The sequence below is a fragment of the Reyranella sp. genome, from assembly GCF_030651995.1.
GTDB lineage: Bacteria > Pseudomonadota > Alphaproteobacteria > Reyranellales > Reyranellaceae > Reyranella.
Genome location: NZ_JAUSBN010000037.1, coordinates 1 through 23475, shown reverse-complemented (window position 1 = coordinate 23475; position 23475 = coordinate 1). Strand labels below are relative to the sequence as shown.

Here is a 23475-nt window from a genome sequence, read left to right as displayed (position 1 = left end):
AGGCGCGCTTTCATGAGGCGCGCCTTTTCTTATTCTGCCCTCAAAGGACTGTCACCATGCAAGACCTGCACAACAACATTCATTTGAAGCGCGGCATCAGCCCTGCGGCAGCCGTTGCGGACAACACGCCGTTCGTATCGCAGATCGCGGATCTTGCCGGGTATGAGGCTGCCGAGTTCGTGATCCTGACCGGCGCGCTGGCCGATGCCGATGCCACGTTCACGACCCTGGTCGAGCACGGGGACGCGGCTAACCTGTCGGATGCCACAGCCGTTCCCGATGATCAGCTGATCGGCCTGGAGACACAGGCGAGCTTCCTGTTCAGCGACGATGACAAGGTTTTCAAGATCGGCTTGCGCACCAGCAAGCGGTACGCCCGCGTCACAATCACGCCGGCGGCCAACACCGGCAACGCCTTCGTCGCGGGCGTGTGGGTGCTTGGCTGTCCGCGCAACCGGCCGACCTCGAACCCCCCGGCCTGATCGGCTCTGATCGCATGAGGAGCCAGTCATGAAGGCGAAGGTCATCAAGGCATTCATGGGGGCGCCCGATGGCGCCCTCCATCCGCGGCAGTTCGAGGTGTCGGAGCTGGTCGAGGGAGATCTCGCGAGGGTCGCTGTTGCCGAGGGGTGGGCAGAGGCGCTGGGCGCTGCTCCGATGGCGCAAGAACCTCTGCGGCGGCGATCGGCGAGCCGGTGAACTCGCCGCTGTTCGAGGTGGTGACGCCGGCAGTCTCCGCGGTGGCCTGCCGACTGACCACGGCGGCAAAGGTCCAGGCGGCGCTGAGGCTTGGTGCCGTCGATACGACCCTCATCGAAAGCATCATCGATGCCGTCAGCGGGGAGTGTGTCCGGTTCTGCAATCTGGCCCGCGGCGCGGCCGGTCCCGTGCCTACGTTCGGCCTGGAAGTCGTCCGTGCCACCTGGCTGGGCACCGACATGAGCCGTAGTTCAATCCTGGTCTTGCCTTGGCGCACGCCCGTTACTGCCGTGAGCAGTGTCGTGGAGGATGGGACCAGTCTCGCCTTGAACACCGACTTCCGCCTCGTTGGCGGGGGCATGCTGGAAAGAATGGCCGACGACGCCCCGGTCTGCTGGTCGCCCGGCAAGATCGTGGTGTCCTGGACGGCCGGCTGGTCACTGCCCGCGGAGGTACCGGCCGAACTCGAGGGACAGGTGATCGAGCAGGTTAAAATGAAGTACCTGGCCACCGATCGGGACCCCGCGCTCAGGTCCGAGAATACGCCTGACGTCTGGTCCGGCTCGTATGCCGTCGCCGGAGGTGACAGCATAGGTAAGAGCGGGCTGCTGACCGCCCTTGAAGGTGCGCTGGCTCCATTCAGGTCCTGGGCGCTCTGACGTGCCGGGCGGCGCCATCCATCGCAACGCCGCCCGCCTGATCCGTCTTCACGGCGAGACCATGATTCTATCCCGCGAGGGCGAGGCCACAACGATTGGCCTGCAGGGCAAGAGGATCCCGGGCGGCACCGACGACGTCGGCGGCAGCGCCGAACAGCAGCGGTTCCGCGTCAAGATCGCGCCGACCGAGATGCTGGCGTCGGCCTGGACGTCGAAGGTTCCAAGCTCCGGCACGGACACCCTGACCGTCGGCGGTCGCGCCCGTACAGTCGTCGACTGGAAGCCCATGGGTGACGGCGACACGGTCGCGCTCTACGAACTCGAGGTGGTGGGCTGATGCCGGTCACCATCCAGCAGATAGGGAAGCCCACGGACGGCCAGACGATCGGCCAGTGGGTCAAGGAAGTCACGATCCGCGTCGCCGAGACCGCGCTTCGTGAGGAGGTCGGCAAGGGCTTCGACAACCAGCCCGTCGTCGTCACCGACGGCATGCCGCGCCGCCATTACGACCAGGTAAAGCCATTCGGCAGGATCGAATTCATCCGCCGGCCGCAGATGGCCGAGGCCGTGCTTTGGGCGCTCGACATGCTGCGAAAGCGGTCGCCGGTCCGAACGGGCCGCTACGCGCAGTCGCACGTCGTGCTGTTAAACAAGGTCGAGATCTCGGGCGACCTGCGTGCCGCCCTGCAGTCCGTGAAGGAAACGGACCGCGTCCAGATCGTCAATCCGCAGCCCTACGCCAAAAAGATCGAGGGCCGTCGCTCCCGATCTAAGGGCCGCGGTGCTGCCAAGACGAAGACAGCCGCGGTCCCCGGCTTGAGCCGCCAAGCACCGCGCGGCGTCTATGAGCGCGTCGTGCTGCCGATGCTGGTGCAGCGCTACGGCCGGTCGATGTTCTTCGACTTCAAGTACGTGAAGCTCGACACCGGCGTGAAGGTGAAGGGCTGGCAGGGCGGGGGCGGTGCTCGCAAGCGGATCCTGCGCGACCACGTCTATCCGTCGCTGCATTTCTTCATCAAGCCGACCGGCTTGCCGAACTGAGGTACTCATGGCCGGCGACACCCTCCGCGACGCCTTCCGCACCAGGCTGGCAGCGCACCGCACCACCGCGAGCATCCCGTGGCCGATCGTCGACGTGCTCAACACTGCCGAGCAGCCGGCGCCCGCGGCGGCCAATGCGGCGAGCACCACGCAAGGTCACCTCGAGCTCGACTTTTCCGGCGGCAGCGAGGCTCAGTACACGTTCGGCGCCCCGGCCTCGAACCTCCACCGCGAGCAAGGGCAGGTCACGGTCCGCATTGTGACCCGCCTGCGTGCGGGCACCACCGTGCGCGACTACGCCGAAACCTACGCCGCCGCGCTGCGCAACCTCTTCCGCATGGACCGCTTCGCCGCCGGCGCCCGCACGATCCGCATCACTGCCGTGGCTCCGATGGGCGGCGGCTTCGACGAAGGCGGCATGTGGGTCGAGAGCCTGGCCCTCGCTTACGAAACCTACAACGTCGGCTAGTCCGCCCGCGTGTGTACGGCCGCCTGACGGGCGGCTTTCTGTGTTGCAATAGAGGAGTCCCGCGATGGACAGCGCAAACAAGCAGACCGCGATCGTCGCGGAGGTGACGCAGGGATCGACACCGGCGACGCCCGGCTTCAAACTACTTCGCGATATTCGAGTGAGTGGTTCGCCGGATCGTCCTGCTACCCGTTCCCCGGAACGCCGCAGCGACCGCATGGCCGCGAACATGACGTCCGGTCTTTACACGTTCCCCAAGAGCATCGAGTTGCCGTGGGCGCGCGATGCCGGCACAGACATCCTTCTGAGCAACGCGCTTTGCGGCACTTGGCAGACTAATGTCCTCAAGAACGGAAGCGCGGAAACTTTCTTCACGCTTGAAGAGCGCTATGAAGGCGGCATCACAGATCCATACCGCCGTCTCACCGGCTGCAAGGTTGATACCACAACCATCTCCTTCCGCACCGGCCAGCCGGGCACCATCACCTTCGGCATCCAGGCGCTGGCCGAGACTGCCGCCACAACTGCGATTGTGGGTGCGACCTACGCGGCGCCGACGCCGGGCCTCGATCCCTCGACGCCAGCGGACATCGTGGTCACTGATTGCTTCTCCATCTCCGGTGCGAAGGTCGTCAGCCTCGACATGACCATCGCGAACAACATGCGGCCTCAGCATTCGTGGGGGTCCAACTCGCCCTTCGGCATCGGGCAAGGCTTGTTTGATGTCAGCGGGCGCGTGCAACTCTACTTCAGCGCGTCCACGGACTATTCGACGTTCATGAACAGGCAGACGGGGCTGGACCTCTCGCTGCTCATCGGAAACACCAACGCCCAGAAGGATGCGCTGTTACTGCCCTACTGCGACGTGTGGAACCCGGACGTCGATGATCCCGGCGCGACCGGCGACCACATGGTCACCCTGAACTTCATGGCCCGCTATGACACCGGTGAGGCGGCCGCCATCAAGATCACCCGCAACACAACCTAACGATCACGGAGTTTGACGATGGACGACAAACTGATCATTGCGGCCACCTTCCACCTGTTTGTCGGGCAGGGGCAGAACGCAGACGGCACCGACAAGCCGGCGCGGAGAGCAACCTTCGCCAAGGGCATGGTGATCGAGGCTTCCGAGATCCCCGAGGGGCACACCGCCGACGACTGGGTGTCCAAGGGACTCGCCACGGCGGCCTAGCGTGGCCGCCTGCGCCGCCGGTGACGGCGGTGCGATACGGGCCCGCCGTGGTGGCCGGCGGCCCACCTGACACCCGACCGGAGAGATCAATGGATTACGAATTCGATAACATCGAGGAACTGCAGAGGAAGCGCGACATCGAGGCAGAGGGCACCGAGCTTGGCCTGCCCGGCGACATCACGTTGGTCGTTCGGGCGGCCACGGATGCAAATCCTTTGTGGAGGACGGCCAGCGTCGCGATCGGCAAGGAACTGCGGCGGCTGCGGAACGCCCGCGCCACCAACGAGCAGCTCCGGAGTTACCTGGCGCCGCAGTATGCCCGTCACCTGGTCAAGGGTTGGCGGGGCGTGAGGATCAAGGGCGTCGAGGTGCCGTACAGCGTTGAAGCCTGCACGGCATTTCTTCTGGCTGCTGACGACGCTTACACAGCCGTCGACGAGATCGTTTACGACACCCTGAACTTTCGCAGCGCCCGAGTCGGCGCCATCATCGAACACGCGGGAAACTGATCCGCTGGGACAGCGAGAACGCCGGCCATGTCGCGGCATGGCAGCTCATGGCGGAGGCCGGCGGCCCCAACGCCGGGTTCGCGACGGAGCGGCTGCTGTCCCGGCCAGACCTTCCTGACGAAGCTGAACCATACTGGGCGGCATTCCTCGATCTCGATCGTGATCGCCGCAGGAACACGATCGGCGGCGGGATGGTCGGCTCGGTCGATCTTCCCGATTGCATAGACCTCGATAGGATACGTGCCGAGGGTGCTCGCCAAGGCTACGAGGGCGATGGCCTAGAAGACTTCGTTGCCGTGCTTCGCGGCATCGACGACGAGTTCGTTCGCGTGAACTCGCTCCGCATCGCTGCCGAGTATAAGGCGGCGGCTTCTCGGTCGCAAAAGCGGTGATTCATGGCCGACGAAACCAAAATAATCCGAATCGTCGTCGATTCGTCCAAGGCGGTCGATGGTTCGGCCGCGGCGACGCGCGCGCTGGAGCGCATGGAGAGGGCTCAAGGTTCCGCCGTCTCGTCGCTGGATCGCATGGAGCGCGGGCTCGGCAAGATCGGCGGACTGCTTAAGGCCCACCTGGCGCTGGCGATCGCAGACATCGGCGCCCGCTTGGTGCAGATGGGCAAGCACGCATTTGACGCCGCGGCCGGCCTGGACGAGCTGGCGGATCAGATCGGCGTCAGCAACAAGTTCCTGCAGGCTTCGCAATTTTTGGCCGCTCAAAACGGCGTCAAGCTTGAGCAGCTGGAAACTGCCTACGGTAAGTTTAACCAGAAGATGGGTGAGGCGGCCGACGGTTCGAAGGAGATGGTCGAGGCGCTGCAGAAGCTCGGCGTCAAGAACCTCGATCTCGCCGGCAAGCTGCGGCCGACCGAAGACATCATGGAAGACGTCGCCGCCGCAATTGCTGGCATCGACGACCCGGCGCGGCGCGCGGCGGCTGCGGTCGAATTCTTCGGCAAGTCCGGGACCAAGCTGCTGCCAATGATGGCAGAGATTGGCAACGGCGCCGATGCCATGGCGGCCAAGATGATCAAGGCCGGCGCCTACATCGGCCCGGAGACGTCCAAGCGCCTGGACGAGATGGCGGATGCCGCCGAGCGTGCATCTTTCCGCTGGCGGGCGGCTTTCGCGAACATGATCAGTGCTGTGGCTGACTGGTACGAACGCAACAGGACGCTCGTTAACCTGGTTACGCTCGGCCTGGCCGGCATGGTCGAACTGATCGCCAAGGATCCGCAGAAAATCACTGGGGCGATCGGCGACGCCTATGACGCTGCGATCCGTAAGGCTGGCGACTGGATCGACGTTACGAAGTCCGCATTCGACAGTGTCATCATTGCGGGTGCTCGCTTTGCGGCCGGCTTCGGCGAGGCGATCCGCTCGATCCCGGGCTTTCTCAAGAAGGCGTTCATCGATGGTATGAACGATGCCATCGAGGCGATCGAGAAGGGCCTAAACATCATCAATCGGACGATGGTTGAGCAGGCACCGTGGACGAGTAAGAAGCTCGGCATCACGCCCGATCCAGTCAAGTTCGGTCGACTCGATGGTGGCGGCGCCAGCACCGCAGATCGTAATGCCGGCATCCGCGCAGCCGAGGACAAGGCCGAGGCGGATATGCGGGGCCGTGGGTATGGCCGCGAATACAAGGCCGATCGCGAAGCGCAGCGAAAGATCGACTTCGACGATTGGTTTGCCAAACAGGAGGCCGGCGCAACCGGCTATGTGCCACCCAAGACGACGGGAGGCGGCTTCTCGACCGTGAAAGGATCCGGCGACGCGGAGGCCGATCGCATGCGAAAGGCTCTGGGTGACGCGGCCCGGGAACTCGAGCAGGCGCGGGCATTTGCAGGTGCCGCCAACCAGGGAGCCGACGCTGTTGCTCGACTGGAGATACACTTCAGGGCGCTGAAAGCGGCGCAGGATGTTTTCGGTAAGACGGCTGACGACAATACAAAGGGCGTTGCAGACCTGACTGCAAAGTTGGAGGGTCAGGCCCTCGTCACGCAGAAGCTAAAGAACCTCGGCGACTTCCGCATCGGTACTCAGACGCTTCGCGACCAGAATGAGTTGCTCGAAGCGGAGCTCCGCCTTGCTGGCGAATTGCCCGCTATCCGTGAGAGGGAGTTGGCGACCCTCAAGGTCATGCAGGAGGTCCGTGCGAAGGGGCTGTCCGACAACAAGCAGGACATCGACGACCGCATCGCCTTGATGGAAACGAATGAGCATCTGAAGACGCAGGCGGAAGAAATCAAGCGCTCGAACGAGCTTTGGATGGAGCCACTGAAAACAGCGCTCTCGTCGATCCAGACGACGGCGGCTGATGCTTTCGAGAACATGCTCAACAGCGGCAAGCTTCACTTCGAAGAGCTAGGCCAGGTCTTCAAGAAGATGGTCATCCGTATGGCCGCTGAGTTCCTGGCGCTTGCGACTGTCAGGCCTGTCATGTCTGTACTTGTGAACGCAGTCTCGCCCAACATGGCTTCTGTCATGGGCCTCGGTGGCGGCACGTCAATGCCGGGACTAGGCGGCGGCAGCGGTGGCGGTCTCTTCGGCGGCAGTGGGTTTTCTATGCCGTCAACAGGTGGTGGCCTCGGTCGCTACGGCGAAGTGTTGGAAAGCAGTAGCAGTAGCAGCAGCAGCGGCGGACTCATTGGCGGCGGCCTCAGCAATATGTTTTCCGGCGCGAGCAGCTTCTTGCAGAGGCCGATGGCTTCTCTGTTCTCATCGGCCGCGCCGGCTGGAGGCTATGCTGACGTCGGCGCGCTCTTGTCGAGCGGCAGCACGGGGGCGAGTGCTTCGGCATCCGGCATCGGCGGCATCGGCGGCATGTCAATCGGCGCTGGCTTGGGCTCTGCCCTTGGTATCGGCATGGGAGCCTATCAAGCCATCACGTCCAAGTCGCTGGGCGGGACGCTCGGCGGCATCGGATCGATGATCGGTTCTGGCATGATGCTGATCCCGGGCATGCAAATCCCCGGGATGATCGTCACTGCTCTGTCCGCGATCCTTCCCAGCCTTATTGGCGAGCCCAACGCGCGCACGCACAGCAGCACGAACGCCTCGCTGCACTACGGCAACGGCAACTGGTACACGACCGGCGGTGCATATGGCCCGAACGCCAATAGCGGCCAGTCGGAAAGCGCGCTGCGCGGTCTGACGGGCGGCATCGATTCAGTGCTGGGCATCCTGGGCGGGGTGAAGGACCCATCGAAGGTCTGGGGGCTCAACGCCTCGTCCTGGACCGCCCAGGGCAAGGACTGGAGCTATACCAGCAACGCCACGCACCTCGTCGACCCGGAGACGGGTAGCCAGGAAGCCTGGCGGATGAACATGGACGACATGATGGACACCGGCGCCGCCCAGGTCGCGATCCGGTCGATCCTGTCGGGCGCTGTCGGCGAGACCAGTGCCACGATGAAGACCGCGCTGGAGTCCATGCGCGCCGCTTCCATGGGCATCAAGGAGACCGCCGAAAGCATCGTCTTCGTCGATGACGTCTATGAGCTGCTCGGCAAGGGCGCGCTGACTGTCCGGACGCAGTTCCGCGAGCTCGAGAAGCAGTTCGACGACATGACCGACAAGGCGACCAGGCTTGGGCTCGCCCTGGCGCCGATCGAGGCCGAGCAGAAGAAGGCCACCGAACGCCTCGGCCAGGACTATGTCGACAACCTGATTGATCCGATCGCGGCCAGCCTGCGCGCCTGGGAAGACGAGAAGCAGTCGATCCTGGCGAATATCGATTACATCAAGCAGCACACTGACGTCGTCGTCGATAACGCGCGCATCACCGAAGCCCTGCTGCGCCGAGAAGCCGCGCTCAAAGAGCAACTTTACGGCGGTGCGATCTCACAGCTCGAGGATGCGATCAGGCGTCTCAGCCTGGGCGACCTCGCCAACCTCTCGCCCACCACCATGCTGACGGGCGTGCGGGCGGCCTACCAGGCCACCGTCGCGCAGGCCCGTTCAGGCGACAGCAGCGCCATCGCGCGCGTAGCGGCCGAAGGCACGACCTTCGCGCAGGCGGCCCAGTCCTACTATGCGAGCGGCCCGGACTACGAGGCCCTCAAACAGCAGATCCTCGACGACCTTCTGACTATCCAGTCGCAACTGCAGGGCAGCGGCGGCAGTGCAAACAACCCGGCGCCGAACGACAACAACGGCGCCACGCAAGTGGCCGTCGCCCAGGTGGTCCAGCTTCAGACCGTCGTCTCCGAACAGAGCCGGCAGATTGCAGCCCTGATGGCCAAGCTCTCCGAGACCAACGACCTGCTGCTGCGCCGCGTGGTGAACGGCTGAGAGGGACGGCCACATGGCCAGCACGATCTACCTGACGGGCTTCCCCGGTCCATCGGGCACGGTCGAATATCCCGCGCTGGCGCAGTTCCCGGTCGATGTCGGCGCCGATGCCGTCGACCTGCAGTCGGCGCGGGGCCTGTCGTATCTGCTGCGCGCCGCGCCACCTGATCCCGGCACCAACATCGCGCTCTCCGGTGGCGCGCCTTATCCCTCTGGCATGACTGATTGGCCGACGCCCTTCCAGGTCGAGTGGCCTGGTGCCCGCACCGTCATCTATCCGGCCGCCTCGCTCGGCCGCTCCACGGCACCCGACGATACGCCGGCCAATACCTACGTCCCGGGCAAACTGAATGGTCCCATCAACTACGGCATCAGCCTGTTCGACGGCATCGAGCCGACCACCGGCGGCAAGGGCGGCGTCGGGGCCATCACCCTGATCGACCCGGACGGCGAGCTGGACGGGTTGATCGCCCTCGCGTGGGACGGCGCCCGCCTCGATATCCTGCGCGGCAATCCGCTGGCGGCGTTCTCAACCTTCGAGGTGGTGGGCCGGCTAACGACCAACGGCCTGCTCTACGACCAGCGCCGCAAGGAGTTCAGGCTGCGCGACCTCGGCTGGCAACTGGCCGCCGCCGAGCTGCACGGCCTGCGCTACGGCGGCACCGGCGGCGCCGACGGCGATGCCTCCATCGCCGGTCAGATGAAGCCCTACGCGGTGGGCCCGGTCTACAATTGCGAGCCGACACAAGTCAGTGCCGCGCTGCTGATCTTCCAGCTGTCCTGCAGTTCGATCCTGGCGGTGGACGCCGTGCGGGATGGCGGCGTGCCTCTTGCCTTCGATGCCGACTATGCGGACTGGGCGGCGCTGGCTGATGCTGCGGTGCCCGCCGGGAAGTACGCCACCTGCCTGGCGCAGGGCCTGATCCGGCTGGGCTCGGCGGTGGTCTATACGTTGACCGTCGACCTCCGCGGCGACAACGACACCATAAACGGTCAGACCTATCCTTTTACGCGCGGCCAGATCGCCCGGCGGATCGCCACCGGGCGCGGCACAATCGTGCTCGGCGACGCCCAGATCGACTTTGCAGCGCTGAACTACATGGAGCAGGAGCAGGCCGGCATCGTTGGCTTCTACTTCAAGGACGCGATCAGCAAGGCCGAGGCCCTGACTGAGGTCATGGCCGGATGCCTGGGTTGGTGGGCTGTACGGGCAAACGGCCTCCTCGCCATGGGTTTCCTGGAGGAGCCGACACGCTCGCCGGCGCTGACCATCCATTACCCCGAGGACTTCGGCTCCTCCGAGCCGCAGATGATGCAGACCTACCAGGCACCGCGACGGGCGACCTATGTCGGCTGGCAGCGCAATTACACGCCGCAGGATCCCAGCCGGCTGGCGGGCTCCATCGATGCGGCGGCGGTGCTCCTCTATCGGGGCATCGAACGCTTTGCCAGCTCGTCCGACGGCTTCCAGGCCAGCCTCTGGCCCACGGCGGCCGCGGTCTATGTGAGCGGCGGCTTCTCGCTGGAGGCGTCAGCCCATGCCGAGGCGGCGCGGCAGCAGCGCGTCATGGGCGTCCGCCGGGAGCGGTGGCGGGTCACGGTACCCTGCGATCCCTTTGCCAACCTGCTGGGCAAGGTGATCCAGATCTACGGCTTTCCGCGCTACGGCTGGGCCGGCGCACGCAAGTTCATTTGTGTCGGCATGAGCTTCGCCTCGTCGAAGTCTGTCGCGCTCGATCTATGGGGATAGCCAATGGCGCACAAGATACTCGACCGCGTGCAGGAGACGACGACCAGCACCGGAACGGGCGGGCTCACGCTCGCAGGGGCTACATCGAAGATGTTGTCCCTGTCCGGCGCCGGCTTCGCCAACGGCGATACCTTCTGGGGCCTGATCGAGCATTCGACGGCTGCCGAATGGGAGATCGCGCTCTGCACCTACGCCAGCGCCGGCGCCGGTAGCATCGCGCGCGCCGCCCCGCTCAAATCCAGCACCGGTGCCGCCGTGTCCTTCTCGGCCGGCACCAAGACGATCTCGCTCGTGGCGCCGGCAGCCGTGCTCACCCTCCTGGGCTCGCTCGAAGCCGTCAATGCGCCGACCATTTTTGCAGGCGCGCTCACCGTCGATCTTCTGCTGGGTACCGTGCACAAGGTGACACTCAACGCCGACGTGACGGGCGTCACCATCGCCAACGCGCTAACAGGCTTTGCCTCGGGTTTCACGGTGGAGTTTACCGCGGACGGCACTGCCCGCACCGTGACGATGCCAGGCAGCGTCACCACCTTGAACGGCACCTACACGCCGTCCAGCACCGACGGCACACGCGATCTGCTCAACTTCGTGACCTTCGACGGCGGCACGACGTGGCTGATGTCGATCGTCGCGCAGAATTACTAGGCGAGGGGCCACGATGAGTTCGATTGCCCGCCGCCTCGGCGTCATGGGGCGGGTGGATGCGGACGTGCTGTCGTGGCGCGACACCATCGTCGTCGCCGGCGGCAGTGTCTCCGTTGCCATCCTGTCCATCGCGTCGCGCTTCGTGGCGGACGAGAAGGCGAGTGGCGCGTGGCCGCTGACCGACGACTACTGGCCGTTCTGGGGCGAGAACCTGATCCAGGCGACCGTGTCGCTCAAGCAGCGGCGCACCGTGACACTGGTCAACGCACCGGTCTTCACGGCACGCCGGCATTTTGCGACCGACGGCACCTCCAGATATCTCAACACCGGCTTCATTCCCTCGACGCACAAGATCGCGGCCAGCAGGCACAATATTCGTCTCGCGGTCTATCTGCGCGACAATCTGTCGGGCAACACGTACGCGGCAGGTGCCGTCTCGAGCTCGAACAGAAACCTCCGTGTGCGTCCGCGCAATGGCAGCGTGGCCTATCTCGACGCCAACTCCTCTTCCGGCACCTACACGCTCCCCGCGGCGACCAGCGCCGGATATACGGCCGGCTCGCGCGATGCGGCGTCAGCTGCCAGCAGCTACGGCTACAAGAACGGGGTTGCCTTGGTGCAGACCGTCGCTCCGACGGCGTTCGGCTCGGCAAGTCTGCCCGTCGTCCCGATCTTTGTCGGTGGATACAACAACGCGGGCGTTTTCACAGCGTCCCGCGCCACTTCGATCGGCTTCATGGCGGTGGGCGCCACCCTCAGCGCGGCGCAGGAGCTGGCGCAGTACAACGCCGTGCAGGTGTGGGCCACTGCCCTGGGAGCAAACGTCTGATGCCGGTGTTCATCGTCCTCACCGCCGACCAGGCAGCCCATGTGCGCGGTCCGGCGTCGCCGCCGTATGCGCTGGAGCCCATCGAACGGCCGGGTGGTGTGTTCATCCTGCCGGCCGGCGTGCTGGATCATCCGGCCTATCAGATGCACGCGGAATTCCTGGCGGTGCTCCCTCGTCTGGATAGCGCCGATCCATCCTTTCCGGCCGCACTGGAGCCTTCCGAAGACTAAGGCGGCCCATGACATTCCCGTATCCCCACGGTGCGCTGCCGATCGCCGTGGCCCCCTATGTCCTGCCTTTGGGCATGGCCGAGCGCGTCCTGCTGCTGTCGCCGCGCGACAGCGACCTCGGCACCCTGTCCGCCAGCACCGCCGTCACGACGCTCCCGGTGACCAATCTGCAGAGCCCGGAGCCCACCAAGAAATGGCGCTCGACCTCGACCATCGGACAATACATCGACATCGCCCTGGCGTCGGGGCTGGGGTGCAACGCGGCGGCCCTCGTCGGCCATAATCTGAGTGGCGCCGGCCTGTGGCGGGTGAGGGGATACGCGGCCCTGGCCGATGTGGGGGTCACGGCGGTGTCGGATACCGGCTGGCAGAGCGTGTGGGCGGGTGGCGTGAAGCCGATTGATGCCTCCTGGGCGCATCACCTGGCCCTGGTCCGCTGGACTTCCAGTGGAGATCATCGCTGGTGGCGTATCGAGTTCGCCGATCCTGCGCCGACCACGACCTGGCTCGAAGCCGGGCGGCTCGTACTGGGGGTCGCCTTCCAGCCTTCGCTTAACTGCGATTTTAGCGGCACGGTCGGCTGGATGTCGGACGATGTCCAGGAGCCGACGCCCTACGGGCAAACCTTCACCGACCCCCGGCCCTATCGGAAGCGGCGCTTCGTATTGCCTTTCGGTTCGATGGATCAGGACGAGGCCCATGAGGGCGCGATGCAGTTCGCCCGGCTCCATGGGCTCGCCGGCGATCTGATCTGCTGCCTCGACCCCGGGGAGCTTGCCCGCTTCCATACCTGGTCGATGCAGGGGCTCCTGGTCACTGGCAGCCACGACTTCACTCCACGGCCGCTGTTCCTGAACGGCCGGATGATGTGGGGCTTTACCTTCACCCTCGTCGAAAAACTCTGAGGTACCGATGTTTGCCGATTCAGTCATGGAGTCCTCGTCGACCACGGGGACCGGCAGCTACACGCTTGTCGGCGCCGTGGGCTACTCGCGCACTTTCGCGCAGGATTTTGCCGACGGCGACACGGTTGCCTATTTCGTGTCGAACCTCGCCAAGACCAGGTGGGAGTTCTGCACCGGGACGCTCACCATCGGGCCACCACGCACGCTCACGCGCACGGTCAGGAAGAGCAGCAACGCGGGTGCGGCGATCGATTGGCAGGCGTCCGACGTCTACTACGTCTTTTCGATCGCCTCGGCCGACGTATTGTCGGGGCTGATCGCGGGCAACCTGGGTGCAACCCGCCCGTGGTGGGGCCGCACCGGCGCGCGCTGGTGGGACCATGCCGCCGGCCTTGCCGTCTCGTGGATCGACCGGCTGGCCACCGGCACCGCCACGAACACCCGCATCGGCGTCTACGATGTCGTGAAGGACGCGTATTTTGCCGACGGACGCCGGCCGTGGGCCGCCATTGGTGCCTCGAACAAGACGATCGCCGCAGCCGACATCGGCGGCGTCTTCACCCAGAACAATGCCGCCGCCGATCGCACCTTAACGCTGCCGGCGCATGACGCCGCCGGTGTGGGACATGGCTTCAAGGTCGGCGGACTCGGCCTCAGCTCCGGCCAGTATGGCATCGTGCTGACCCCGGCAGCCGGTGACGGCATCGACGGTGGCGCCGATGGTGCGACCAAAAGGATCCCGGGCAGCGTCCGCTTCGATGTGGAATGGGATGAGCCTGGCGACACCTGGCGGGTTTCCTACCTCAACTCAGTGCCAGCACTGCGCACCGGCCGGCGCCAGACTGTCGCCGCGGGCCCGGTCTCGAGCGCGGGGCTGCCGACGTTCCTGCCCTCGACCAACGGTGCGCTCAGCCTGACGATGCAGAATGTGACTGCCACAGCACGCTTCGTCGCCACGGCGGCCAATGGCTGGGACTGGCAGGGGCGGCCGAACGATCGCGTCGGCGTCAGCCTGGCGAACCTGCAATGGACCGGTCTCACCGCCAGCCGCGCCGCTGCGACGCCGAACTTCCTTTATGTGGCCGTCGGCGCCGATGGCGCGCTGACGCCCGGCAGCACCATCCTCGCGCCGGTCTACCAGGAGGGCGGCACCCCCGGCACAGCCAACGGCCAGTTCACCTTCAACATCGGCGAGATGAAGGGCTACCTGGGCAACGGCAGCACGGCGCCGGAGGCCTTCGTCGTCATGGTCGGCGAGGCCGCCACGGATGGCAGTGGCGTGATCAGCACCGTGGCCTATGCCTACAACGGCCGCTTCGTCTCGGCCTTCACCACAACGCTTCCGGGAGCCGCCACATTCACCTCGGCGAACCACAACCTCGGCATCAAGCCGAACGTGGCCAAGTTCATCGTCGAGAACGTCACCCCGGAGCATGGCTATTCCGCCGGCGACCAGATCACCGAGGGGCACGCTTCGGCCTACAGCACGCTCTACATCCCGATGCCCGTCGTCACGACGTCGAAGCTCATCGGCATTCAGCTGGGCCAGAGCGCTGGCTATGTCGTGACCGTCCGCACCTCTGGCATCACCACCGCGGCCGTAACCGCCGGAAACTGGAAATACGCCTTCGTCGCCGATCGCGGCTGGGGCTGATCGATGTCGCTCAGTCCTGAGACCCTGCCCGGTAAGTACCAAAGGAACGGAAAGCCATGAGCCCCGAAGAGCGCGATCGGCTGGTGAAGGTCGAGCAGATCGTGGCCGCCCAGCAGGAGTCCCTGAAGTCCATCGAGCGCAAGCTCGATCACCTCACGAGCATTGCCGACATGGGCAAGGGCGCCTTGTGGCTATCGCTCAAGGTCGGCGGCGTCATGGCAATAGCGGTCGCCGCGCTCTGGGCGCTGTTCGACAAGCTGCACAAGATCGGAGGCACACCATGAGCGACGCAATCGACAATCTCATCACGGACGTGATCCGCCGCGAGGCAGGATACTCGAACCATCCGGCCGACCGGGGCGGACCGACGAAGTACGGCATCACCCAGGCCACCCTCTCCTCGTGGCGTGGGTATGCCGTGACCCCGGCCGATGTAGAGGCCCTGACGATTCCGGAGGCGAGGCAGATCTACCGCGCCGTGTTCTTCCGCGGTCTGGAGGGAGTGACGGATCCCAAGGTGCTCGAGTTCCTGTTCGACTATGCGGTCAACAGCGGTACCGGCCGCGCAGTCAAGGCGCTGATGGTCGTACTGGGGGCGCAGAAGCTTGGCACGGTCGACCAGGCTAAGCTGTTCTGGCCGCTGATCTGCGAGCGCCTGGACAACTTCCTCCGCATCATCGGTAATGACCATTCTCAGGCCATCTTCGCGACGGGCTGGGCCAATCGCATCACCGAGTGGTGGAGGCCAGCGGGCACGCCGGTCGCAGAATTCTCGCATCTCATCCCAGCGGACGCCGATGGCATCCTCGTCAGGGGCGAGAAGGGCAGTGCCATCAAGAAGCTGCAGGCCGCTCTTGGTCTCGTCGCTGACGGCGACTTCGGGCCCGCCACCGAGCGGGCCGTCATCGCCTTCCAGAAGGCGAGAGGACTGGCGGCGGATGGCGTCGCTGGCCCGAAGACCCTCGCCGCGCTCGGCATCACCCTGGAGGCCGCATGATGCCCCTTGTTCCGTTGCTGCTCGGCATCGCGCCCACGGTCGTGTCATGGATAATGGGCGACAAGACCGGTGCCGCCGTCTCCAAGGTGACTGGCATCGCCCGTGAAATCCTCGGCACCGACGATGCCAGCGGCATCGAGCGGGCGATTGCCGCAGATCCGAATCTCGCGTTGCAGTTCAAGATGGCCGTCATCCAGGCCGAGGCGGACGCACGCCGACAGGAATTTGGGGCGCTCCAGGCTCAGCTGGCTGACGTCCAGAGCGCCCGCAGTCAGACGGTCAAGCTGGCCGAGGTGCGGAGCCCGATCGCCTATGGGGCCGTCATGGTATCGGCCATCGTGCTGGTAGGATTCGCCGTCATGCTGTGGCTCGTCATCCGGGAGGAGGTGCCCGCTAACCAGCGCGACATGGTCACGCTGCTGCTGGGCACGCTGGCCGGAATGGCGTCGAGCGTCGTCGCGTATTGGGTGGGCTCTTCCAGCGGTTCGATGCAAAAGAACGCCGCTCTGGAAAGGGTACTGGGGCAAAGGTGAGCGGATGTCTGCTCTCGGTGAAGATCCAACCGGAGAGGCTGAGCCAACCCCATAAGGACGTGCTGCAGTCGCCGCGTAGGGCCGGCTCGGCGAGACCTGCAACACGCCCTTCAAGGACACCCGGCTGAGAGCCAACCGGGTACCCGGCTGCCGATATGACGGGCAGCTTGATGGGCTCCGAACGGGTTCGCCGTCATTCCCATCGCCACGATTGATCCGCCCCACCGTGCGGCGTCTCCCGTGGTCCCCGCGCTTGTGGGTCCGGGTCCCCAATGGTGGCCGCACGTAGCCGGCTGCGCGGCCTGGGTTTCGGTTGCTTAGGCCGCCGACGATTCGAGAGTGGCGACCTTGTGAAACTCCGACAAAAGTTCCTGATGATGCTGGGACAGATAACGAATGACCCGAGCGTTTGCCAAGAGCTTGGCGAGAAAGCCCCTGGCCAGAACCAGGTCCAAGTGGTCAGTACCGTAGGATTGCTCGGCCATCTTGAATTCACGGTCGAGCCTGGCGGACTCGCGCTCCATGAGCAACACCTGCTCGTCGGTCAGGCCTTTCAGCGACTTCTTTCGGGTTGAGTCAGCGAGCTGGTCCTGTGGCGTTGCCGCGAACAGAGACTTGGCATAGCTGATGGTGAACTTGTTCATCGCAATCATCAGTTCGGCCGCCTCGATCTGACGCAGTGGCGCCATCCTCTTGAGCTCTGCGAATGAGTTTATCGGGATATCCTTGTCTTTGAGTAGCTCTGCGGCCTCGGCGCAGATACCGTCGAGAAGCCTTTTCTTTCGCTTGATGGCATCGACATTCACATTCAACGCCCGGGCAAGGCGCTCTTCCGAGACCCCTCGCTCAAGCGCCTTCAGGATCATCTTGTGTTCCTGAATAATGGCGATACGGCTGACGCGCCGGTTGTAAGTGAATGCCTCGTCGTCTGTCGACACCAGACAATCGACCGCCGTGACACCCATGTCCTTGAGAATCTCGACTCTGAGATGTCCGTCGAGGAGGAGAAACTTCTCGGGTTCATTCCTGTCTCTTGCCACCACCGGCGGCTCGACCAAGCCAACCTCCTGCACCGAAGCGGCGATCTGGGCGTACTTCGCAGTCTTCTTCGTGCCGAGTCCGACGAGGCGAAGCGGCTGAATCAGGTCAATCGCTATGCGCTGGCTCGTCTCTTCGAAACCAATCCCGACCGTGCCTTTTTCTTTTGCACGCATTGTCAGGCCGGTTTCCCGGCCTGAAGCCGGTTGGCAAGGTTCCGGGGCATACTGTCGAGACCTTCCGTACGAAGGAGCGTCGCGAAGTGCCTGTCTGCAAATAGCGTTCTCAGTGCTTCGGTAACGAAGATCAGGCAGTCCCTGGTCGCGCTGGCCTTCTTGACGAGGAGCCGGCGCTTGTCGGCATCGTCGCGATAGGCGCGAAGCAACGTGGCCGACGAGACAAGGCCATCGCGCTTTGTTTTCGCAGCCTGCCGGCCCTTGCCGCGTCGGCGGCGCTGTTCGACGATCCGCTTCGCTGCTAGGAGCTTCCTCCCCCGCAACAGCTTTTTCTCGTAAGCTTGTTGGAGAGCGTGCTGGACGCCGGCATCGTCTGCCTCTGCGATGTCGATGGCCACACTGAGCGGAATCTGGGAGGACTCGACGGAGCGAATCAGGCGATGCTCACCCTTCTCGAGCAGTTGAATCACACCCCGGACGTAGTCGATAGATAGCCCTGTCTTCTGAGCAACCTCGGACTCCCTGTAGCCGCGCTTCTTCAAGCCCTGGATATCCCTCAGGAGATCGATGGCCTGATGCTTGCGGCGAGCGCAATTCTCCACGAGGCTCATGACGAGGCAATCGTCGCTGTCGGCGTCGATTACAATTGCCGGGATTGATTGCTGGCCCAACGCTCTGAAGGCTTCCAGCCGGCCTTGCCCACAGACGAGATCGTAGCGTGTGCCGCCAGCGTGGACTCGGCGGGCGACCGTAATTGGCCGCTTCAGCCCGATGTCACCAATATTCTCCACGATGTCCCGGAATCCCCGTTTGTTGCGAACGCGCGGATTGACGACGTTGATCAAGTCCGTGTCGATATGCTCGATAAGAGGAGCGTTCGCCGATCTTTTCATGCGACCTCCGGAAGCCGGGCACGAGCCGCCATGCCGTAGAGTGCGTCGAGCGTTTCGAAGCGATACGCATCCAGAAATATGGGATTGTGCATCGCCAGCCGCAGGCGCGTCTCGGTCATGTCGAGCCGTGGCAGGATGTAGTAGTCCAGTGGAGCAGCGTTCTGCTGGTCCATGCGAACAGCGACCGTCAAATCGGGTTGAAGGCCAGTGTCGAGAAGGACGTGCCAACGGAGCGAGCCAGCCACAGTCTGCTTGCATCGAGCGACTACGACCGACGCAGTGAACTCGTCGTTCACCGTGATAAGTCCGGTCCGGGCGTCCTGCGTTACCTTGCCTCCGGCCTTTGCGATGTCGTGTATCGTTGCCGAGACGATCTCGGGATGCAGATCGCGCAGGACCTTGTTGATGACGATATAGCTGTAGTCTTGAGGAGGCGTGTATCCAACAAGCTGGTACGCGCGCAGTAAACTCCCGAACCGACTTTGGTACGTGCTGCTAGATGGCAGGTTTTCGGTCTCGTCGATGATCAGACCGGATAGGTAGCCCCGCTCTTTGTAGAGATGCTGAAGCCCGTTAAGCATGTCGTCGTTCGAAACACGCCGTGCACGATCGAGGATAAAGGTCTGTGCGGCGCGGTACAGCACGGGGCTCACGATTGCCGGGAAGACAGCATCGGCCCGGACCCAGTGTTCAGGAGCATTACGGACGTGCCGCTTCTTCAGCTTGAAAGAGGTCCGGTTCCACACGTTGTTGCCAATATACTTTTCGTTGATCAGCACTTGGTGCACGCTGCCCCGGGTCCACGGCCTGTTCAGATCAGTCAGAATACCGCGAGCATTCAAATCATCGGCAATGGCTTTCTCCGACATTCTACTCTCCACGAACGCGTGGTAGATCCACTGGATCACCTCGATTTCCTCAGGCGGTCCAGGCACTAGGACGACGCGATCGGTCTGGATGCTCTTCTGCTCACCGCGGGAGAGCGAACCCTTTGTGGAACCGGCTTGGTCGACAAGAGAGCGACGGAGCCCGAGCCCAGGTGCGCCGCCCTGCCGATATCCTAGTTCGATAAGGCGTCGTTGCCCGGCGAAGACCTTCACAGAAAGCTCGCGGCTGTACTCTCCGGCCATCGAGCGTTTCACGGCCTTCACAATGCCAGCCAGAGAACTCCCGTCGTTCTCGAACTGCTCGGCACAGAAGTGCACTGTAATACCAGCACGTTTGCACACGTGCTCGTAGTAACCGCCTTCGTCCGTATCCTGAAAGCGGCCCCAGCGGCTGACGTCGTAGACCAAGATTGCCTTGAAGTCCGTTTCGCCCTTCTCGACATCGTCGATGAGACGCTTGAAGGCATCCCGGCCATCTAGGCTCAGACCGCTACGGCCTTCGTCGGCATACGTTCGCACGATTTGAAAGCCACGCAGCTCGGCATACTGGCGGATGGCATCAGCCTGGTTCTCGGTGGAGTACTGCTGGTGCTCGGTCGACATGCGGACATACTGCGCGGCACGAACTGGTGCCGGCAGTTGCGGCTGCTCGTCACTAGGGGGCCGCCTCGGACCACGCGCCACCGCCTGCTCCCATTCAATCGGCATCTGGAGTTGCCGGGGCGACACCAGCGCCGGTCGATGCGGTGCAGTGGTCCACGGCGTCTTTTCCTACGTCAGTGTAGACGCATAGGAGCGCATCGTGGCGAGAAAGAAGGGCACAGTTGTTCCAAACAAGAGAGCAAATGTCTCGAGGAAGGGCACAATTGTGCACCTTTCCTCGGTTGAGCATGAGTCCGGGAGCGAGTACGCAGCTGTGATCGCTGCTGCGCTTCGCAGTGAGCTTGGAAACTCTCGACATGCGATCAAGTCGGCGAGACGATGGACAGGAGCCAGCGAGCGAACTGTCAAATACTGGTTCAATGGTGCGCGTGGTCCGAGTGGCGACCACCTCATAGCGCTGGCGCGCCATTCAGATGCTGTCCTAACGGCGTTCCTTGATCGTGCGCAGCGCCCAGACCTGGCACGGAGTCATCTGCTCGAGGCCCGCGACCGCTTGCTTGGCTTGCTGGCTGTTATTCAAAAGATCCTGAACGCGGATTCCAATAAGTGACGGATGACGATTCGGCCTCCCCAAACGGCAGGTCATCCGTACGGCTATCGCATTGGAAATCCCGAACCTGATAGTTTCTATCATCGCTATTGGGCTGAAATATTTGCGTGACTGGGAGCAACGCCGCTCGGACCATGTGGGCTTCTTCTGGGGCACTATTTTCCGAGGCTCACGGCGAGAGCAAGGTCGGAGCCCCTTCGCCTGGGCCCCATCCCAATGTCGGTATTCAGTCGAAGTATGCGTCCGGGGCGTGCGCCTCCTCGATGTACAAAGGCGGACTGCAGCCGGCGACGATGCAGAAGCTTGGCGCGCAAGGCCACATCAAAATGGGCAGCCTGCCAAGCATCTGGCGGGTTGGCGTGACGGGCCGAAGCGAGCCTTGCCATACGGCGGCCTGAAACCCGAAACGTTGCGCCGGCTCGACCAGCTGGGCGGGCGGCTCGACGACGGCAACATCGCTGTGAGGCGCGTGCGCGTCAGCGACATCCGGATCGCCGGCACTTGGCTGCTGTGGAGGAACGGACTAATCTTGCCCAGGCGCAAGGCGCCGGGTAACGAAAGCGGTCGAGGCAATACAAGAGACGGAGCCACGACATGCAAATCACACACGTCATCATTTCATTCCTTGTGGCACTGAGTACTGCCACTTCTGGCCATGCCCAGGCGCCGGCCCCGTCGTCCATGGAGATGGCAAAAACGAAAATGCAGGAGGCGGGGCGTGCTGCCCAGGAAGCAGCGAACGACGCCAAGGAGGCCACAAGGCAGGCGGTCAGTGCGGCCGAAGCCGCAGCGAACGAAGCGTCGCAGCAGACCGCCGAGGTGACGCAACGCCTGGCTGTCGAAGCGGAACTTGCCGTCAAGCGCGCTGAAGAAAAGATCGCGTTGGCGAACAAGACTGTCACGACCACGGCGAATGAGTTCATGTTGAAGGCGGAGGGTGCCGCCAGGAGGGCCGTCGCTACGACGAGGGATGCGGCAGACAAGGCGAAGAAATCGGCAGAGGCCTCCATCAGTTCCAATGTTGCGGCAGTGAAGAAGGCGGCGATCGAAGCCAAGGAGGCGTTGGCAAGGGCGGCAGGAGATGCCGCTGACGCAGCGCGCGCGGCGGGCGACGCCGCAAGAGAAACTTGGGAGAAGAATACCGGCGATTCGTCCAGGTAGTCCTCGCAGCGCCTTATCTTGAAGAGTTTTTGGATCGCCCCAGCTTTGTCGGAAGCTGTCGATCGCGGACGGGCGGTGTTTTGGATGGTTAGGCCGCAGACTCATAATGTCTCAGCAAGTCGTGCGGCAGCAACCTTCGCCATGGCAAGGTAGTTCAAGGCGATGCGGTCGAAGCGTGTGCAGACGTGCCTGAACTGCTTGAGCTTTCCGATGCATCGTTCGATGAGGTTGCGCTTCTGTACGCATGCGGTGAAGGCCGCGGCCTGAGGAGTTACGCGGCGAACCTCCTTCAATTATTTCGCCGAGGCGTCGCATCCTTCTACTGAGAGCAACGTTTAGAGGTGAGAATAACATTCGGCATTTTACCGAAGTATATTGGGAGTTGGGATGTGAGAATATTTCTCGCGGTCCTTCTTGCTTTCCACTCTGCGCCCGCCATCGGCCAGGTGCTGCGCTCGGCGGACACGCTCCCGTCTGATCACCCGACAGTGCAGAGCGTTAGCGGCATGAGCGAGACCCTGCGGGAACGGACAAACGGCCGGCTATATATCGGTGACTTGGGAGCGGGAGTGATGAGCTCCGATAGCTTCCTGGTCGCGCAGGTCCGCCTAGGCCAGCTCGACATCGCACGGGTGAACCTAAATGCGCTGAATGGCATTGCGCCTCTTACCGTGATCCCGACACTGCCTTTTGCTTTTGAATCCAAGGCAAAGAAGCGCCAGGCTCTTGATGGTGCGCTCGGACGGGATCTGCTTGCATCACTCGCACCAGCGGGGCTTGTCGGACTGGCCTTCTATGACAGCGGCACCTATTCGTTTTTCAGCCGCGCCGGCTTCATCAACAAGGTTAGGGACCTCAAGGGCAAGCGTATCCGTATCGAGAAAGGAGATACCTCGGAAGCGATGTTCCGGATGCTCGGCGCAGAGCCCATCACCTTGCCTCAGTCACAGATCTTTAGAGCGCTGCAGTTCGGCATCATCGATGTGGTCGAGGGAAGCCTGTCCGAGTATCTGGCGTTCAACTACTTCCACGTTGCGCCATATTTCACGATCAGCGAGCATGCCCAGCCACCTTCGGTGCTGATCATGTCGCAGCAGAGATGGCGGTCATTGTCCAAGGCGGATCGGGATTTGCTTCGCGAAGCGGCGAATTCTTCGGTGAAGAAACAGCGTGCGCTGATGGACGAGTATGAGGCGCAGGCGAGGCAGGTGGCGGCAGCGACCGGTGCCAAAATCTCCCACGATTTCGACCACCAATCGTTCAGGAATGCTTTTACGCCGCTCTATCCGGTGACCGTTCGTGAACGCCATCACCTCAACTGGCTCAACCGTCTCGCCATAGGCGAAGACGAATTGGCCGGGCCGCAGAAAAAGTAGCACTGCTATCGATGCCCGGCATCCGACATGGAGCTGGGACCGGGCATCCCCTTGTTCGCAATTTCGTCCTGGAGCGTCGATCTTGCCGCCGGCAGATGTCGGTACAACGTTGCCGGCGACACATCGAGCCGCCGCGCCACATCATCTACGCTGGTGGTCGGATCACGGTTTTCCCGCTCGAGCGCCTTGAGCTTGGCTGCCATATCGCTGGTCAGGCCAGGCTTCCCGCTCTCGCGTTCCGCCTTCTTCACCCACTCGTTCAGGGTCTGCGCCGTGCACCCGATCTTGGACGCAATCGACACCACTGTCGCCCAC

Annotated in this window: 26 protein-coding genes and 1 pseudogene; 23 read left to right on the top strand and 4 right to left on the bottom strand. The window is 63.5% G+C overall.

The genetic code is table 11. From position 1 onward, the window contains the following. Nucleotides 1-56: 56 nt before the first annotated feature. The 20 genes from Q7V45_RS10410 (at nucleotide 57) to Q7V45_RS10315 (ending at nucleotide 16416) form a co-directional block, all read left to right on the top strand. Nucleotides 57-482 carry a hypothetical protein gene (locus tag Q7V45_RS10410; RefSeq protein WP_304851199.1) on the top strand — a complete coding sequence of 142 codons (426 nt, stop codon included), beginning with the start codon at nucleotides 57-59 and terminating at the stop codon, nucleotides 480-482. Nucleotides 483-510: 28 nt separating this feature from the next. After that, nucleotides 511-699: a hypothetical protein gene (locus tag Q7V45_RS10405; RefSeq protein ID WP_304851197.1), complete on the top strand. Its 189-nt coding sequence runs from the start codon at nucleotides 511-513 to the stop codon at nucleotides 697-699. Continuing rightward, nucleotides 696-1358 carry a hypothetical protein gene (locus Q7V45_RS10400; protein WP_304851194.1) on the top strand — a complete coding sequence of 221 codons (663 nt, stop codon included), beginning with the start codon at nucleotides 696-698 and terminating at the stop codon, nucleotides 1356-1358. Before Q7V45_RS10405 ends, Q7V45_RS10400 begins: the two co-directional genes overlap by 4 nt. A gap of 1 nt (nucleotide 1359) precedes the next feature. Next, nucleotides 1360-1695 carry a hypothetical protein gene (locus Q7V45_RS10395; protein ID WP_304851191.1) on the top strand — a complete coding sequence of 112 codons (336 nt, stop codon included), beginning with the start codon at nucleotides 1360-1362 and terminating at the stop codon, nucleotides 1693-1695. Then, nucleotides 1695-2399, top strand: coding sequence for a hypothetical protein (locus tag Q7V45_RS10390; RefSeq protein ID WP_304851188.1), 705 nt, complete (start codon nucleotides 1695-1697; stop codon nucleotides 2397-2399). Before Q7V45_RS10395 ends, Q7V45_RS10390 begins: the two co-directional genes overlap by 1 nt. Before the next feature lie 7 nt (nucleotides 2400-2406). Continuing rightward, nucleotides 2407-2868, top strand: coding sequence for a phage tail terminator-like protein (locus tag Q7V45_RS10385; RefSeq protein ID WP_304851185.1), 462 nt, complete (start codon nucleotides 2407-2409; stop codon nucleotides 2866-2868). Nucleotides 2869-2932: 64 nt separating this feature from the next. Further along, nucleotides 2933-3856 (top strand): phage tail tube protein, encoded by a 924-nt coding sequence (locus Q7V45_RS10380; RefSeq protein WP_304851182.1) that lies wholly within the window; start codon nucleotides 2933-2935, stop codon nucleotides 3854-3856. A gap of 18 nt (nucleotides 3857-3874) precedes the next feature. Further along, a complete protein-coding gene (locus Q7V45_RS10375) occupies nucleotides 3875-4063 on the top strand; it encodes a hypothetical protein (RefSeq protein WP_304851179.1) in 189 nt (62 codons plus the stop codon). Between the two features lie 89 nt (nucleotides 4064-4152). Beyond that, nucleotides 4153-4572 (top strand): hypothetical protein, encoded by a 420-nt coding sequence (locus Q7V45_RS10370; RefSeq protein ID WP_304851175.1) that lies wholly within the window; start codon nucleotides 4153-4155, stop codon nucleotides 4570-4572. Between the two features lie 47 nt (nucleotides 4573-4619). Next, nucleotides 4620-4964 carry a hypothetical protein gene (locus Q7V45_RS10365; protein WP_304851172.1) on the top strand — a complete coding sequence of 115 codons (345 nt, stop codon included), beginning with the start codon at nucleotides 4620-4622 and terminating at the stop codon, nucleotides 4962-4964. A gap of 3 nt (nucleotides 4965-4967) precedes the next feature. Next, a complete protein-coding gene (locus Q7V45_RS10360; protein ID WP_304851169.1) occupies nucleotides 4968-8870 on the top strand; it encodes a phage tail tape measure protein in 3903 nt (1300 codons plus the stop codon). 13 nt (nucleotides 8871-8883) lie between these two features. Then, nucleotides 8884-10620 (top strand): hypothetical protein, encoded by a 1737-nt coding sequence (locus Q7V45_RS10355; protein ID WP_304851166.1) that lies wholly within the window; start codon nucleotides 8884-8886, stop codon nucleotides 10618-10620. 3 nt (nucleotides 10621-10623) lie between these two features. Further along, complete coding sequence (locus Q7V45_RS10350; RefSeq protein ID WP_304851163.1) at nucleotides 10624-11268, top strand: hypothetical protein; 645 nt, start codon at nucleotides 10624-10626, stop codon at nucleotides 11266-11268. A gap of 13 nt (nucleotides 11269-11281) precedes the next feature. Continuing rightward, nucleotides 11282-12097 carry a hypothetical protein gene (locus tag Q7V45_RS10345; RefSeq protein ID WP_304851160.1) on the top strand — a complete coding sequence of 272 codons (816 nt, stop codon included), beginning with the start codon at nucleotides 11282-11284 and terminating at the stop codon, nucleotides 12095-12097. Beyond that, nucleotides 12097-12327, top strand: a complete 231-nt coding sequence (locus Q7V45_RS10340) for a hypothetical protein (protein ID WP_304851157.1) — start codon at nucleotides 12097-12099, stop codon at nucleotides 12325-12327. Before Q7V45_RS10345 ends, Q7V45_RS10340 begins: the two co-directional genes overlap by 1 nt. Nucleotides 12328-12335: 8 nt before the next feature. Further along, complete coding sequence (locus Q7V45_RS10335) at nucleotides 12336-13232, top strand: hypothetical protein (protein WP_304851154.1); 897 nt, start codon at nucleotides 12336-12338, stop codon at nucleotides 13230-13232. Between the two features lie 7 nt (nucleotides 13233-13239). Next, nucleotides 13240-14886: a hypothetical protein gene (locus Q7V45_RS10330; RefSeq protein WP_304851151.1), complete on the top strand. Its 1647-nt coding sequence runs from the start codon at nucleotides 13240-13242 to the stop codon at nucleotides 14884-14886. 56 nt (nucleotides 14887-14942) lie between these two features. Continuing rightward, complete coding sequence (locus Q7V45_RS10325) at nucleotides 14943-15170, top strand: hypothetical protein (RefSeq protein ID WP_304851148.1); 228 nt, start codon at nucleotides 14943-14945, stop codon at nucleotides 15168-15170. Next, complete coding sequence (locus Q7V45_RS10320) at nucleotides 15167-15883, top strand: glycosyl hydrolase 108 family protein (protein ID WP_304851145.1); 717 nt, start codon at nucleotides 15167-15169, stop codon at nucleotides 15881-15883. Before Q7V45_RS10325 ends, Q7V45_RS10320 begins: the two co-directional genes overlap by 4 nt. Continuing rightward, the gene (locus Q7V45_RS10315) at nucleotides 15880-16416 is read left to right on the top strand and encodes a hypothetical protein (RefSeq protein WP_304851142.1); all 537 of its coding nucleotides are present in this window, start codon (nucleotides 15880-15882) and stop codon (nucleotides 16414-16416) included. The genes Q7V45_RS10320 and Q7V45_RS10315 overlap by 4 nt, the downstream gene beginning before the upstream one ends. A gap of 317 nt (nucleotides 16417-16733) precedes the next feature. On the opposite strand, the gene Q7V45_RS10310 is transcribed toward Q7V45_RS10315, so the two are convergent. Genes Q7V45_RS10310 through Q7V45_RS10300 form a run of 3 tightly spaced genes read right to left on the bottom strand, consistent with a single transcriptional unit; the run spans nucleotide 16734 to nucleotide 20118 of the window. Continuing rightward, entirely contained in the window at nucleotides 16734-17630 is an 897-nt protein-coding gene (locus tag Q7V45_RS10310; protein WP_304851139.1) for a plasmid partitioning protein RepB C-terminal domain-containing protein, read from the bottom strand. A gap of 2 nt (nucleotides 17631-17632) precedes the next feature. Beyond that, on the bottom strand, nucleotides 17633-18523 hold the full coding sequence (locus Q7V45_RS10305) for a plasmid partitioning protein RepB C-terminal domain-containing protein (RefSeq protein WP_304851135.1): 891 nt from the start codon (nucleotides 18521-18523) through the stop codon (nucleotides 17633-17635). Beyond that, entirely contained in the window at nucleotides 18520-20118 is a 1599-nt protein-coding gene (locus Q7V45_RS10300; protein ID WP_304851131.1) for a recombinase family protein, read from the bottom strand. The genes Q7V45_RS10305 and Q7V45_RS10300 overlap by 4 nt, the downstream gene beginning before the upstream one ends. 94 nt (nucleotides 20119-20212) lie before the next feature. On the opposite strand from Q7V45_RS10300, the gene Q7V45_RS10295 reads away from it, so the two are divergent. From Q7V45_RS10295 to dctP, 3 genes are all read left to right on the top strand, one after another. Next, nucleotides 20213-20623: a hypothetical protein gene (locus Q7V45_RS10295; protein WP_304851127.1), complete on the top strand. Its 411-nt coding sequence runs from the start codon at nucleotides 20213-20215 to the stop codon at nucleotides 20621-20623. 594 nt (nucleotides 20624-21217) lie between these two features. Next, nucleotides 21218-21784 carry a hypothetical protein gene (locus Q7V45_RS10290; RefSeq protein ID WP_304851124.1) on the top strand — a complete coding sequence of 189 codons (567 nt, stop codon included), beginning with the start codon at nucleotides 21218-21220 and terminating at the stop codon, nucleotides 21782-21784. 341 nt (nucleotides 21785-22125) lie between these two features. Then, the gene (gene dctP / locus Q7V45_RS10285; protein ID WP_370692588.1) at nucleotides 22126-23160 is read left to right on the top strand and encodes a TRAP transporter substrate-binding protein DctP; all 1035 of its coding nucleotides are present in this window, start codon (nucleotides 22126-22128) and stop codon (nucleotides 23158-23160) included. Between the two features lie 164 nt (nucleotides 23161-23324). Here dctP and Q7V45_RS10280 read toward each other — a convergent pair. After that, a pseudogene (locus Q7V45_RS10280) lies at nucleotides 23325-23475 on the bottom strand (transposase); the annotation flags it as partial.

Coding starts and splice junctions, on each gene's coding strand:
- Q7V45_RS10410 (WP_304851199.1), top strand. CDS start 57: ATGCAAGACCTGCACAACAACATTCATTTGAAGCGCGGCATCAGCCCT.
- Q7V45_RS10405 (WP_304851197.1), top strand. CDS start 511: ATGAAGGCGAAGGTCATCAAGGCATTCATGGGGGCGCCCGATGGCGCC.
- Q7V45_RS10390 (WP_304851188.1), top strand. CDS start 1,695: ATGCCGGTCACCATCCAGCAGATAGGGAAGCCCACGGACGGCCAGACG.
- Q7V45_RS10385 (WP_304851185.1), top strand. CDS start 2,407: ATGGCCGGCGACACCCTCCGCGACGCCTTCCGCACCAGGCTGGCAGCG.
- Q7V45_RS10380 (WP_304851182.1), top strand. CDS start 2,933: ATGGACAGCGCAAACAAGCAGACCGCGATCGTCGCGGAGGTGACGCAG.
- Q7V45_RS10375 (WP_304851179.1), top strand. CDS start 3,875: ATGGACGACAAACTGATCATTGCGGCCACCTTCCACCTGTTTGTCGGG.
- Q7V45_RS10370 (WP_304851175.1), top strand. CDS start 4,153: ATGGATTACGAATTCGATAACATCGAGGAACTGCAGAGGAAGCGCGAC.
- Q7V45_RS10365 (WP_304851172.1), top strand. CDS start 4,620: ATGGCGGAGGCCGGCGGCCCCAACGCCGGGTTCGCGACGGAGCGGCTG.
- Q7V45_RS10360 (WP_304851169.1), top strand. CDS start 4,968: ATGGCCGACGAAACCAAAATAATCCGAATCGTCGTCGATTCGTCCAAG.
- Q7V45_RS10355 (WP_304851166.1), top strand. CDS start 8,884: ATGGCCAGCACGATCTACCTGACGGGCTTCCCCGGTCCATCGGGCACG.
- Q7V45_RS10350 (WP_304851163.1), top strand. CDS start 10,624: ATGGCGCACAAGATACTCGACCGCGTGCAGGAGACGACGACCAGCACC.
- Q7V45_RS10345 (WP_304851160.1), top strand. CDS start 11,282: ATGAGTTCGATTGCCCGCCGCCTCGGCGTCATGGGGCGGGTGGATGCG.
- Q7V45_RS10340 (WP_304851157.1), top strand. CDS start 12,097: ATGCCGGTGTTCATCGTCCTCACCGCCGACCAGGCAGCCCATGTGCGC.
- Q7V45_RS10335 (WP_304851154.1), top strand. CDS start 12,336: ATGACATTCCCGTATCCCCACGGTGCGCTGCCGATCGCCGTGGCCCCC.
- Q7V45_RS10330 (WP_304851151.1), top strand. CDS start 13,240: ATGTTTGCCGATTCAGTCATGGAGTCCTCGTCGACCACGGGGACCGGC.
- Q7V45_RS10325 (WP_304851148.1), top strand. CDS start 14,943: ATGAGCCCCGAAGAGCGCGATCGGCTGGTGAAGGTCGAGCAGATCGTG.
- Q7V45_RS10320 (WP_304851145.1), top strand. CDS start 15,167: ATGAGCGACGCAATCGACAATCTCATCACGGACGTGATCCGCCGCGAG.
- Q7V45_RS10315 (WP_304851142.1), top strand. CDS start 15,880: ATGATGCCCCTTGTTCCGTTGCTGCTCGGCATCGCGCCCACGGTCGTG.
- Q7V45_RS10310 (WP_304851139.1), bottom strand. CDS start 17,630: ATGCGTGCAAAAGAAAAAGGCACGGTCGGGATTGGTTTCGAAGAGACG.
- Q7V45_RS10305 (WP_304851135.1), bottom strand. CDS start 18,523: ATGAAAAGATCGGCGAACGCTCCTCTTATCGAGCATATCGACACGGAC.
- Q7V45_RS10300 (WP_304851131.1), bottom strand. CDS start 20,118: ATGCCGATTGAATGGGAGCAGGCGGTGGCGCGTGGTCCGAGGCGGCCC.
- Q7V45_RS10290 (WP_304851124.1), top strand. CDS start 21,218: ATGCAAATCACACACGTCATCATTTCATTCCTTGTGGCACTGAGTACT.